Origin of the sequence: Nocardia veterana NBRC 100344, from assembly GCF_000308855.1 — a bacterium.
In the GTDB taxonomy this organism is placed as follows: Bacteria; Actinomycetota; Actinomycetes; order Mycobacteriales; family Mycobacteriaceae; genus Nocardia; species Nocardia veterana.
This window is the reverse complement of record NZ_BAGM01000201.1, coordinates 18,218-32,536: the sequence shown is the minus strand read 5'-3', so window position 1 is coordinate 32,536 and position 14,319 is coordinate 18,218. Positions and strand designations below refer to the sequence as shown.

Annotated in this window: 1 protein-coding gene and 1 pseudogene; both read left to right on the top strand. The window is 71.2% G+C overall.

Features of this window, described 5'->3' with window-relative positions; translation table 11 throughout:
- Entirely contained in the window at window positions 1-1,242 is a 1,242-nt protein-coding gene (gene ccrA / locus ON37_RS27775) for a crotonyl-CoA carboxylase/reductase (RefSeq protein ID WP_040723692.1), read from the top strand.
- 31 nt (window positions 1,243-1,273) lie between these two features.
- Window positions 1,274-14,203: pseudogene (locus tag ON37_RS33935) on the top strand (SDR family NAD(P)-dependent oxidoreductase); the annotation flags it as partial.
- Window positions 14,204-14,319 lie beyond the last annotated feature (116 nt).

Below are 14,319 nucleotides of genomic sequence, written 5' to 3'. Positions count from 1 at the left end.
GTGCGGGAGCTGTACGAGATCGGTGAGGTTCCCCCGATGGGGGAGGTCCCCCCACACATGTACGCGTCCGTGATCAGGCGCGAGCGTTTCGGCGAGCCCGCACAGGCATTCGCGACCGAGGTCGTGGCGACTCCGTCACCGGGCCGGGGGCAGGTACTGGTGCGGGTGATGGCGGCCGGAATCAACTACAACAACGTCTGGGCCGCGCTCGGGCATCCGGTCGACGTGATCTCGTTGCGGCAGAAGCAAGGTCAGCCGGAGGACTTCCACATCGGCGGATCCGAGGGCTCGGGCATCGTGTGGGCGGTCGGCGAAGGGGTCACCACCGTCTCGGTCGGTGATCATGTGGTGCTGGCCGGTGCGCAATGGGACGAAACGGCCGACGATATCCGGGCGGGAACCGACCACCCGGCTTCGAAGAGCATGCGGGCCTGGGGTTATGAAACCAACTACGGGACGTTCGCCCAGTTCTGCCTGGTGTCGGACTTCCAGTGTCATCCCAAGCCGGCACGACTGACCTGGGCGGAAGCGGCCTCCTTCATGCTCACCGGGCCGACCGCCTACCGGCAGTTGTTCGGATGGCGCGGCAACGAGGTGCGCCCCGGTGATGTCGTCCTGATCTGGGGTGGCGCCGGCGGAGTCGGTTCCATGGCGATCCAGATGACCAAGGCTGTCGGGGCGATTCCGATCGCGGTCGCCTCCAGCGCGCAGCGCGCCGAATTCTGTCGCCGGCTGGGCGCCGTCGGCGTGATCGATCGGACGGAATTCGACCACTGGGGACGACTGCCGGACGTCACCGACGCGGTGGCGATGGGCGAATTCCTGCAGGGCGCAAGGAAGTTCGGCAAAGCCATCTGGGATATCCTCGGCGAGCGCCGATTTCCGAATGTCGTGCTCGAGCACACCGGCCAGGACACGCTGCCGACCTCGATGTATGTCTGTGACAACGGCGGCATGGTGGTGATCTGCGGTGGCACGACTGGCTACAACGGCGATGTGGATCTGCGTCACCTGTGGATGCGATCGAAGCGTTTGCAGGGTTCCCACGGCGCCAACCTGCGCGAATACCGGGAAGTGATCAGTCTGATCAATGCCGGGCTGGTGCAGCCGTGCCTGTCCCGGTGCGGCGATTTCGACCAGATCGGGGAATTGCATCAGCTGATGTACGACAACGTGCACCCGAGCGGGAATATGGCGGTGCGCGTGGGTGCGGTCGACGGTGACGGGACAGGAAGGCTGTAGGTCGATGGGTGATTCCCGCTCCGACATCGCGATCGTCGGGATGGCGTGCCGGCTTCCGGGTGCGTCCGGACCTGCGGAGCTGTGGTCGGTGCTGCGGGACGGCATCGAGACCGTCGGCGCGGTGCCGGCCGACCGGCCGCCGGGGCTGCCGCGTGGCGGCTTCATCGAAGGTGTCGACCTGTTCGATCCCGCGCTGTTCGGCATCGCGCCGGCCGAGGCGGCGGCGATGGACCCGCAGCAGCGGCTGGCGTTGGAGCTGGCGTGGGAGGCCCTGGAGGACGCCCGCATCGCACCCGACCGCGCGCCCGGCCGCACGGGGGTCTTCCTGGGTGTCGCCGGAGGAGATTACGGCGACCTGGTGTCGCGGCAGGGGCCGACGGCGATCACTCGGCACAGCCTGCCGGGGCTCGGTCGTTCGGTGGTCGCGAACCGGATCTCCCGGGTGCTCGGATCCGACGCGCCGAGCCTGGCCGTGGATACCGGGCAGTCGTCCTCGCTCGCCGCGGTCCACCTGGCCTGCGAGAGCCTGCGCACGGGCGAATCACGTCTCGCCCTCGCCGGCGGCGTGCATCTCATCCTGTCGCCGTTCGGCAACGCCTTGGCCGCCGAGTTCGGCGCGCTGTCTCCCGACGGGCGGTGCTACGTCTTCGATGCTCGGGCGAACGGCCACGTCCGCGGTGAAGGTGGTGCGATCGTCGTCCTGGAACGGCTCGCGGACGCACTGGCACGGGGGCGGCGAATCTACGGTGTCGTCACAGGCAGCGCCATCGCGACCGGATCGGGAGACACGGGTCTGGCCGCCCCCGGCGGTGCCGGACAGGCCGCGGCGATCCGTGGCGCGCTCGCTCGAGCCGCGCTCACGCCGGACGATGTCGACTATGTGGAGTTGCACGGCACCGGGACCGCCGCGGGCGATCCGGTCGAGGCCCGGGCTCTCGGTTCCGTCTACGGTGCCGTCGACCGGACCGCTGCCCTGGCGGTCGGTTCGATCAAGACCAATATCGGCCACCTCGAGGCGGCGGCCGGGATCGCGGGCCTGATCAAGGCCGTTCTCTGCCTGGATCGGGGCCGGCTGGCGCCCAGCCTGAACTTCACCACCCCTGGGCCGCGAATCCCGTTGACGGAACTGAGGTTACGGGTGGTCGATCGTCTGGAGCCGTGGCCCCGGCCGGGGCGGATCCGGCGGGTCGGAGTGTCGTCGTTCGGGATGGGTGGCGCCAATGTCCACGTGATCGTGGAGCAGGCGCCACCCATCCGGAACGAGGACATCGCGCCGGCACCGGCGGATACGGCGGCGCCCGCTCGGGTGTTGCCGTTCGTCGTCTCGGCGGTCGGTGCCGCTGGGGTGGCGGCGCAGGCGGCGCGGGTGCGGGCGCGGGTGGCGGCGGATCCCACTGCGGCGCCGGAAGATATCGCCTACTCCCTGGTCGCGTCCCGGGCCGCACTCCCGGATCGCGCTGTCGTGCTCGCCGATGACCGCGAGTCCCTTCTGGCGGGGCTGGATGCGGTGGCGGCCGGGCGGCCGGGGCCGGTATACGGGCGGGCGACGCCCGCGCGCACGGTATTCGTCTTTCCCGGCCAGGGCAGCCAGTGGACCGGAATGGGCCTCGAATTATGGGACGCCCTACCGGAATTCGGTTCGGCGATGCAGGCCTGCGCCGACGCGCTGGCCGCCGTGCCCGGGATGGACTGGTCACTACGGCAGGCGTTGGGCGACGACGAACTACTGGCGCGAGTGGATGTCGTGCAGCCCGCATTGTGGGCGGTGATGGTGTCGCTGGCCGCCGCGTGGCGGGCGTTCGGGGTGGAACCCGATGTGGTGGTGGGACATTCGCAGGGGGAGATCGCGGCCGCGACCGTGGCCGGAGGGTTGAGTATCGCCGACGGAGCCCTGGTGGTCGCACTGCGGTCGCGCGCGCTCGCGCGCGGGCCGGCCGGTCGCGGCGCGATGGCGACCATCGGCCTGGGCGCCGACGATATCCGGGAACGTCTGCCGGCGGGGGTGACGATCGCGGCGGTGAATGCGCCGAGTTCGGTGGTGATCAGCGGAGATCGGGAACCGGTCCGGCAGGTGGTCGCCGAGTGCGCGCGCGACGGAATCTGGGCCCGCTCGATTCCGGTCGATTACGCGTCGCATTCGCCACAGGTCGCCGCGCTCAGGGAACAGATCCTGCGCGAACTGGCGCCGGTGGCGCCGCACCCGGGCACGGTCGCGATGATGTCGACGGTGACCGGCGCCTTCGTCGACACCGGCGAACTGAACGGCGACTACTGGTATCGCGGATTGCGGGAACCGGTCCGATTCGCCGATGCCGTGACGAATCTGCTGTCCCAGGGACCCTGCGTATTCGTCGAGGTGTCACCGAATCCCGGCCTGGCGGTCGCCCTCCAGCAGCTCACCGCGCAGGATCCGGCACCGGTGCTGGACACCCTGCGGCGCGGGCACGGCGCAGCCGATCGTTTCACCGCGGCCCTGTCGGCCGCCTACGCCCACGGGCTGCCGGTGGATTGGCACACGTGGTGGGGCGACCCGAAGCCGCGGCTCGTCGATCTGCCCACGTATGCGTTCCAACGGCATCGCTACTGGCTCGCCGCGCCCTCCGCCGCGCCGATGCCCGCCGAATCCCTGGATACCGACTCGCCGGCACCGTCCATCCCCTCCCGGGACACCGACCGCGCGGATCCGACGGCGCGAGCCGGGGGGAATTCACCCGCACGGCGCGCCGTCGGCCTCGGGGAGCTGAACTCGGTTGTCGCCGAGCAGATTGCGGCGGTGCTCGGCTACGACTCCGGCGCCGACATCGACACCGCGCGCACCTTCGCAGACCTCGGGCTCGATTCGGCGGGCGGAGTCCAATTCCGCGACAGGCTCATCCAGGCGACCGGGCTGTCGCTGCCCGCGACATTGGTCTTCGATCACCCCACGCCCGACGCCGTCACCCGGTTCCTCCGGTCCCGCGCGAACGGAGACGAACCACACTCCGAACCTGTGCCGACGGCCGACCGGACCGACGAACCCGTGGCGATCATCGGCATCGGCTGCCGATTCCCGGGCGGCGTCTCGTCCCGGGAAGAGCTGTGGCAGTTGCTGATCCGCGGCGACGACGCGATATCCCCGTTACCGGAGGATCGGGGATGGGACCTGGACCGATTGCGGCGTCCGGATCCGGACCATCCGGGAGCCGGCTACGCCGGTGGCGGCGGATTCCTCGACGATGTGGCGGGTTTCGATGCGGAATTCTTCGGAATCGGTCCCGGCGAGGCCGCGGCCATGGATCCGCAACAGCGAATTCTGCTGGAGGTGGCCTGGGACGCACTGCAGGACGCCGGCATCGACCCCGAGTCCTGCCGCGGCAGCGGTATCGGCGTCTTCGTCGGCGCGGGCGACGCCGGCTACCACGGTAACGACGCCGGGGCGGAGGGACTGCGGCTGACCGGTCGCCATGCCAGTGTGATCTCCGGCCGGTTGGCCTATGTCTTCGGGTTCGAGGGTCCGGCGCTGACCGTGGATACCGCGTGCTCGTCATCGCTGGTCGCGCTGCATCTGGCGGCAGCGTCGGTGCGGTCGGGTGAATGTTCGGCGGCATTGGCGGGCGGGGTGAGCGTGCTCGCGTCGCCGTTCCTGCTCGTCGAATTCGCCCGGCAGGGCGGACTGGCGCCGGACGGGCGATGCAAATCGTTCGGCGCGGCCGCCGACGGCGTCGGATGGGCCGAGGGCGCCGGCCTGGTGATGCTGGAGCGCCTGTCCGACGCGCGGGCGAACGGGCATCGAGTACTGGCGGTGATCCGAGGTTCGGCGATCAACCAGGACGGCGCGTCGAACGGACTGACCGCGCCGAACGGCCCGGCGCAGGAGCGCGTGATCCGGGCCGCCCTGGCCGATGCCGGGCTGGCGCCGGGGGATGTGGACGTGGTCGAGGCACACGGCACCGGGACCAGACTCGGCGACCCGATCGAGGCGCAGGCACTGCTCGCGACCTACGGGCAGGGCCGGAATCGGCCGCTGTGGCTCGGCTCGGTGAAATCCAACATCGGGCATACCGTGGCCGCCGCCGGTGTGGCGGGCGTGATCAAGATGGTGCAGGCGATGCGGCACGGCGTCGCGCCCCGGACCCTGCACGCGGACCCGCCGTCCCCGCACATCGATTGGGCCGGCGGTGCGGTGGAATTGCTGACCGAGGCCCGCGCCTGGGAGCCGGTGGCGGGGCGGCCGCGCCGGGCGGGTGTGTCGTCGTTCGGGATCAGCGGCACCAACGCGCACCTCGTTCTGGAGGAGGCCACCGAGGAGAGCGGGCGACCGGCCCCGCAGGATGGATCCGATACCTCGGAGTCGACTTCGGCGCGCGTGGCACCCGGCCCGGGACTGCCGGTCGTTCCGTGGCTGGTGTCGGGCCGGTCGCCGGAAGCCGCTGCGGCACAAGGGGAGCGGGTGCGGACCTGGATCGCGGCGAATCCCGGCACGCCCGCCGTGGATATCGGCTACGAATTGGCCTGCGCCCGAGCGCATCTCGAGTACCGCGCCCGGATCGACGATCCGGACGGCGCCGGGTCGGGCCCGATCCGGGTCGTTCCCGGTGCGACGGTGTTCGTCTTCAGCGGCCAAGGGTCACAGCGGCCGGGGATGGGGCGGGAGCTGTTCGACACCTTCCCGGTCTTCCGCGACACCCTCCGCCGGATCTGTGATCCGGAGTGGCTGTTCGGCGCCGACACCGACCTCGACCGCACCGACAACACACAACTGGCCCTGTTCGCGTTCGAGGTCGCGTTGACCCGATTGCTCGAATCCTGGGGCGTCACCCCGGATGTGGTCGTCGGTCATTCGATCGGGGAGATCGCCGCCGCCCATATCGCCGGGGTGTTGTCCCTCGACGACGCCGTACGGCTGGTCACCGCGCGCGGCCGGTTGATGGCCGCGCTTCCGGCCGGCGGCGCCATGCTCGCCGTCGCCGCGGGGCCGGACGAGCTGGGTGAGCTGCCCGCCGGCGTCGCTGTGGCCGCGCTGAACGGCCCGCGGTCGGTGGTGCTGTCGGGACCGGTGTCGGGGATCGACGACTTCGAGCGGCGGACGGCGCACCGGACCCGGCGACTGCGGGTCGGGCATGCGTTCCACTCCGAGCTCATGGAACCCGTGCTGGCCGAATTCTCGGCGATCTGCCGCGAATTGACCTGGAACCCACCGCATCTGCCGATGGCCTCCGGAGTGACCGGACGCCTGGAGACCGATCTGCCGGCCGACCCGGAGTATTGGGTTCGACAGGTCCGAGAGCCGGTCCGGTTCGCCGATGCGATCGGTGCGGTGCGAGCGGGCGGCGGTACCCGGTTCGTCGAGATCGGCCCGGATGCGGCGCTGGCGGGTGTGATCGACGCCGATGCGGTGCTGGCACTGCAGCGGCGCGGGCGGGCCGAGGTCGACACACTGATCCGGGCGGTGGCCGATGCGCATTGCGCGGGGATCCGGGTCGACTGGCGGCTGTTCTTCGACGGGCAGCACGCGCGCCGGGTCGATCTGCCCGGATATCCGTTCCGGCACCGCCGTTACTGGATCGACCCGGCGGCCGAACGTCTCGGCACACCGTTCGGCCATCCCGTGCTGACCGGCACCGAAACTCTCGCTCGGGCGGGGGAAAGGCTGTTCTCCGGCCGTTTCTCGCTGCGCACCCATCGGTGGGCGGCCGACCACCTGTCCTTCGGGACACCCGTTTTCCCGGGTACCGCCGTGGTGGAGATGCTGATGCGTGCCGGGGCGGAGGCCGGATGCGGTGGGGTGGCGGAACTGACGCTGTCCGCGCCGATCCGGCCGCCCGCACAGGGGGTGGTGGCGATGCAGATCCTCATCGACCCCGCCGACGCCGACGGCCGCCGCCCGTTCACCGTCGCGTTCCGGATGGGCGAGCAGGAGAACTGGATTCGCTCGGGCTCCGGCGCCTTTGCCGGGATCGACACCGATCCGGATGCGGATCCGCTGCTCGCCCGCCTGGCCGATGAGCCGCACTGGCCGCCGTCCGCGGCGGAACCCATACCACCGCAACGGGTTCTGGAGCGGATCGGTGACGTCGCGGGTCTGACCTACGGCCCGGCGTTCCTGGGTATCGAGGGGGTGTGGCGCCGCCCGGGAGAGGTGTTCTCCGAGGTCCGGCTGCACGACGAATGCGCTTCGGAGGCAGGCGATTACCGCGTTCATCCGGCCTTGTTCGACCTCGCGCTACAGGCCGGCTTCGCGCAGTACGCGCTCGCCGAGGATCTGCCGGAGCGGCAGGGGCGATTGCTGTTCGGGTTCGCGGGCGTGCGCTGCTATTCGACCGGCGCGACCCGGCTGCGGGTGCGCGCCACGGCGGTGGGAGCCGATGGATTCAGTGTGGCCGCCGTCGATCCGGCCGGCCGGCCGGTGCTGTCGGTCGACCGGATCGTATTCCGGTCCTTCGACCTGGACGCGCACCATCGGGCGCAGGATTCCGCCGCGACCGTGTTCGAACCGACGTGGATACCGATCGCGATGCCGGCCACGGCAGGAAAGCAGCCGGTCCCGGAGTTCGACCCGTCGGCAGAGGCGGTCCCCGCCGTCGCGCTCGTGGACGGCTCGGCCGGCGTCGCGGCGGTGCTCGACCGGCTACAACACTTCCTGCGCGACGAGCGGTACGCCCGGACCCGGCTGATCGTGCACACCCGCGATGGCGACATCGATCCGGTGGCCGCGGGCGTCCGAGGACTGGTGGGTGCGACGCAGTCCGAACATCCGGGCCGAGTGTTCCTGGTCGACACCGACGACCCCGGCGGCGTCGACTGGTATGCGGTGCCGGAAGCCGGATACCCGCAGCTGAGCCGGCGGAACGGGGCGGTCGCCGCTGCGCACCTCGCCTCCGTCGCGCTGGACTCGGCCGAACCCGAGAAACCATGGGGCGCAGGGTCGGTGCTGATCACGGGCGGCACCGGTGGGCTCGGCGCGGTGGTCGCCCGGCATCTGGCCGGCCGCGGCGTACGGCATCTGATTCTCCTGAGCCGGCGCGGCCCCGACGCTCCCGGCGCGAACGGTCTCGTCGCGGATCTGGCTGCGGCCGGATGTGCGGTGACCGTCTCGGCCTGCGATGTGACCGACCGGGACGCTGTCGCGGCCGTCCTCGCCGCGATTCCCACCGCGGCCCCGCTCTCGGCGGTTGTGCACGCCGCCGGGGTGCTCGACGACGCCACCGTCGCGTCCGCGACTCCCGAACAGGTGCGCCGCGTGTGGGTGCCGAAGGTCGACGGCGCACTGGTTTTGGATCAGCTGACCCGCGAGCTCGACCTGACGGCATTCGTCCTGTTCTCCTCCGCGGCCGGCGTACTCGGCACCGCCGGTCAGGCCGCCTACGCCGCGGCCAATGCCGCACTCGATGCCGTCGCCCGGCGCCGGCGCGCCGCCGGCTTCCCAGCGGTCTCGCTCGCCTGGGGGCCGTGGGATGTGCGCGATGGGATGGCCGGCCGGCTCAGCGCTGCCGACACCGCGCGGTGGCGCCGCCTGGGTATCGCGCCCCTGGACAGCGAGGCCGCCTTGCGGGTGGTCGACACGGCCCCGAATTCGGTTGCGCCGGTGCTGGTCCCGCTGCGGGTCGAGGATGCCGTACTACGCGCGGGCACGGGGCACTCCCTCCTGCGTGGCCCGGCACGACCGGATTTCGGGGAATCCTCGGTGCTGAGCGCCCGGCCGGCCGGGCTCGACGGCAGGGCCCGCGCGGACACGGTGGAGAAGCTGGTGCGCGAGCAGCTCGCGCTGGTCACCAATACCCGTGCAGCCGTGATCGACTCGTCCGCCGCGTTCACCGACCTCGGTCTGGACTCCCTCGGCGGTGTGGAATTGCGCAACCGTCTCGCCCGGGCCACGGGTCTGCCCCTGCCCGCCACGCTGGTATTCGACCACCCGACTCCCGCGGCGTTGGTCCGGTTTCTCCTCGAGAGCACCGGGGACGGCGCCACACCTGCCGCGCCGATCCCGCGTCCCGACGTGGGTCCCACCGACGAACCGCTCGCGATCGTCGGCATCGGCTGCCGGTTCCCGGGTGGGGTGATGTCGAGACACGACCTGTGGAATCTGGTCGCTTCCGGTGTCGACGCCATATCGGGTTTCCCGGACGACCGCGGCTGGGATCTCGACCGCCTCTACGACCCCGATCCCGACACCCCCGGCACCGTCTACGTTCGTACCGGGGGATTCCTCGACGATGTCGCCGGATTCGATGCGGAGTTCTTCGGAATCGGGCCGGGTGAGGCGGCGGCCATGGACCCGCAACAGCGACTATTGCTGGAGGTGGCCTGGGAGGCACTCGAGGATGCCGGCATCGATCCGGAATCCTTGCGCGACAGCGACGTCGGCGTCTTCGTCGGAGCCACCATCGCGGACTATCACCCGCGGGTCTCGGGTGAGCTCGAGGGTTTCCGGCTCACCGGCACCACACAAAGCGTGTTGTCGGGGCGACTGGCCTACGTGTTCGGGTTCGCCGGCCCCGCGGTTACCGTCGATACGGCCTGCTCGTCGTCACTGGTCGCCCTGCATCTGGCCGCCCGATCGGTCCGGGCGGGAGAGTGTTCGCTCGCACTCGCCGGCGGCGTCTCGGTCTGGGGATCGCCGTATCTGTTCGTGGATTTCGCGCGCCGGCGCGGATTGTCGCCGGACGGCCGCTGCAAATCGTTCGCTGCCGGCGCCGACGGGGTGGCCTTCGCCGAGGGCGTGGGACTGGTTGCGGTGGAACGGTTGTCGCAGGCACGCGCGCGTGGCCACCGCGTGCTGGCGGTCCTGCGAGCGAGCGCGACCAATCAGGACGGGGCCTCGAACGGGTTGACCGCCCCCAGCGGGTCCGCCCAGGAGCGAGTGATCCGGGCCGCGCTGGCCACCGCCGGCCTCGCCCCCGCGGATGTGGACCTGCTGGAGGCACACGGCACCGGAACGCCGCTGGGCGATCCGGTCGAGGCGCGCGCCCTGCTCGCGACCTACGGGCAGCACCGCGATCGGCCCGCCCGGCTCGGCTCGGTGAAATCGAATATCGGGCACACCGTCGGTGCGGCCGGAATCGCCGGCGTGATCAAGATGGTGGAGGCCATGCGGCACCGCACCATGCCGCACACCCTGCATGCCGATACCCCGACCCCGCACGTGGACTGGTCGGCCGGGGCGGTGGAACTGCTGACCGAGCCGCGGCCGTGGGAGACGCGCGGGACGCGGCGGGCGGCGGTGTCCTCGTACGGTATCAGCGGAACCAACGCCCACGTCATTCTCGAAGAAGCCCCGGCCGAGCCGGAGCAGGGAGCCGAGGAGCAGCATTCACCGCTTCCGGTTCCGTGGCTGCTGTCCGGGCGGACCGCGCAGGCGGTGCATGCCGCGGCGGAGCGCCTGCGGGACAGCTCTTCCGGACTGCGAGCGGTGGATGTGGGATGGGAATTGGCCACCGCCCGTGCACATCTCGGCTGGCGCGCCGCAGTGCTGGATCCCGCCGGGCTGGATCGGGTCGTGCCGGTACCGGCGATATCGGGCCGCACCGCCTTCATCTTCTCCGGTCAGGGCGCACAGCGATCCGGAATGGGCCGCGAACTGTTCGACGCTTTCCCGGTGTACGCCACGGCCATCCGGGAGATCTGCGATCCGGACTGGTTGTTCGCGACCGACACCGACCTGGACCGCACCGACAACACCCAGCTGGGCGTGTTCGCGGTGGAGGTCGCGCTGGCGCGGCTGCTCGAATCCTGGGGTGTGACACCCGATCTGGTCGTGGGCCATTCGATCGGGGAGATCGCCGCCGCGCATCTGGCCGGTGTACTGGATCTGGCCGATGCGGTGCGGCTGGTGCGGGCGCGCGGGCGGCTGATGGCGAATCTGCCGCCCGGCGGCGCCATGCTGGCGATCGACGCCGACCCGGACGAAATCACCGATCTGCCACCGGGAGTCGGACTGGCAGCGGTGAATGCTCCGGGCGCGCTGGTGGTTTCCGGTCCGGCGGCCGGAATCGAGACGATGGCGCGGCGATGGCGGCATCGCCGCACCCGCCGGCTCCAGGTCTCGCATGCCTTCCACTCCGAGCTGATGGATCCGATGCTCGCCGAGTTCGAGGCGGTGTGCCACGAGCTGACCTGGCAGCTTCCGCGAATTCCGATCGCCTCGACGGTGACCGGGCGCATCGAGTCCGAGGTGTTCACCGACCCGCGGTACTGGGTGCGGCAGGTGCGCCGCACCGTCCTGTTCGCGGCGGGACTCACCGCGGTCCACGAGGCCGGGGCGGTCCGCTTCCTGGAGATCGGACCCGACAGTGTATTGGCGAGCATGGTCGCGCGGACACTCGGCGAGATCCCGGTCGTGGCCGCCCAGCGTTCCGGGCGAAACGAGGTCGATACGCTGATCCGGGCCGTGGCGGAGGCCCACTGTACCGGCATGCCGGTGGACTGGGCGCGGTTCTTCGCCGGGCGCGGCGGGCGCCGAGTCGACCTACCGGCCTATCCGTTCCAGCATCGGCGGTACTGGCTCGACTCGATCCCCGGCGACGGGGGTGCGGGTGCCGGCCATCCGATCCTCACCAGCCGGCTGCCGGTCGCCGACACCGGACAGCTCGTCTTCGCCGGCCGGTTGTCCCCGCAGACCCACCCGTGGATCGTCGACCACATGTTGCTGGGGGAGGTGGTGGTGCCGGCGACCGCGTTCGTCGAAATGGCCACCTGGGCAGGCGAACACGTGCATTGCGAGCTGTTGCGCGACCTCACCCTGGAGCTGCCGTTGCTGCTCAGCGCGGGCGAGACCGTGCAGATCCAGGTGAGTGTGGGCGCCCCCGACGATACCGGCGCCCGATCGGTGACGATTCTGTCCCGGCCCGACGACGAGGCCGCGGACTGGATTCGGCATGCGGCCGGATCGATGGCCCCGACCACGACCGAGCCGGACGCCGCGGCGGCGCTCGCCGAACTCGGTCACGGGCCCTGGCCGCCCCCCGGCGCGGAAAACGTCGGTGCGGAGGAGGTGTACGCGCGGCTGGACGGATACGGATTCGATTACGGTCCGGCCTTTCGCGCCGTGCGGGCCGCCTGGCGACGCGACGGAATCCTGTACACCGAGATCGTGGCCGACCCTGATCAGCGCGCCGGTGCGGCGGCCTACGGATTACATCCCGGCCTGTTCGATGCGGTACTGCACGGTGGCGCGGTCGTCGGGTTCGGTGCGACCGGCACCGGTCGAATGCTGTTCGACTGGCGCGGTGTCCGGCGTTACCGGCCGGGGACGACCGCGCTGCGCGCGCGGATCGCCGCCGCGGGCGATTCGGCGTGGACCGTCGCCGCGGTGGACGACGCCGGCCGGCCCGTCCTCACGGCCGATGCGATCAGCTTCCGGCCGGTCGAGACCGCGCAGCTGATGGCGCATCGCGGAGCGGGGCACCGATCGTTGTTCGAAACCATCTGGCGGCCGGTCGATCCCCGCGCCGAGACCTCGACGACATCGGTAGCGGTGCTGGGCGAGGCCACCTTCGGCGCCGCGGTGGCGGATCGAATCGGTCTGAGCCACAACGTCATCGGCGCCTGTCACCCCGGTCTGGACGATGTGGTGGAGGCGCCGGATTTCGTAGTCGTCGACGGCGGAATCGGCGCGGCGAAGCTGCTGCGCCTGGTCCAGGAGTTCGTGCGCGAGGACCGGCTCGCGGCGACGCGGATGGTGGTGGTCACCTCCGGTGCGGTCGCGTGCGCGCCCGGCGAGCCGGGGGACGTGACGGGCGCGGGCGTGTGGGGCTTGATGCGCTCGGCGCAGGCCGAGTATCCGGACCGCTTCCTTCTCGTCGACGCCGACGATCCGGGCCGAATCGAATGGGATGTCGTGACCGCCGCCGACTATCCGCAGCTCGCCTGGCGGTCGAGCGGAGCGCCGGATCCGGCTCGAGCCACCGCCCTGACACCCCACCTGGCCCGCACCACCCGGGCGGGAGGCCGCACCTGTGATGGGTGGAATTCCGGCACGGTGCTGATCACCGGCGGCACAGGCGGATTGGGGGCACTGCTGGCCCGGCATCTCGTGGCCGCGCACGGCGTCCGGCACCTGGTGCTCGCCGGGCGGCGCGGCGCAACGGCGCCGGGCGCGCGGGAGCTGGTCGACGAACTGTCCGCCGCGGGGTGCGACGTGACGACGCCCGCCGTCGATGTCGCCGACCGGCAGGCGATGGCCTCACTGCTACGCGATGTCGCGGCGCGCCAACCGCTTTCGGCGGTCGTGCACGCTGCCGGAGTACTGGACGACGCCGTCGTCGCGTCGCTCGCTCCCGAACAACTCGAGCGGGCCTGGGCGCCGAAGGTCGAGGGCGCGCTGATCCTGGACGAGCTCACACGCGACCTGGACCTGCCGGCGTTCGTGGTGTTCTCCTCGGTGGCCGGACTCCTCGGTCCGGCCGGCCAGGGCGGTTACGCATCCGCCAGCGCGGCAGTCGATGCGGTGGTGCAGCGCCGGCGTGCGGCCGGGTTGTCCGGCCTGTCGCTCGCCTGGGGTCCGTGGGATGTGAACGAGGGTATGGTGGGCCGGCTACGGGAGGCCGACCTGGCACGGTGGCGACGTCTCGGGATCGCTCCGCTGGAACCGGAAACCGGGCTCACCCTGTTCGATCTCGCACTGAGCACCGACTGCGCGGTCGCGGTGCCCATCCGGATCGACGCGCAGGCCGCGGCTGCCGACCGGCACCCCATGCTGCCCGGTCCGGCGACCGTCCGGACGGCGGCGCAGCGCCCGGAATCGGCACTGTCGGATCGGCTGATCGGATGTACGGCCGCCGAGCGCGCCGACATCATCGCGGAACTGGTGCGAGACCAGGTCGCCGTGGTGGCGCACACTCCGTCCATCGGTCCCGACGACTCGTTCTCCGATCTCGGCGTGGACTCGCTCGGTGCGGTCGAATTGCGGAACCGGCTCGCCCATGCGGTGGGTCTGCCGTTGCCCTCCACCATCGTGTTCGATTATCCGACACCGCGGGCGGTGGCCGACTACATCGCCGCACGCCTCGTGCCCGCTCCCGCCCCGTCGCCGCTGACCCGGCTCGGCAGTGCGCTCGAACAGGTCGACGCACTGCTCGACACCCTGGACGACGCGGCCGA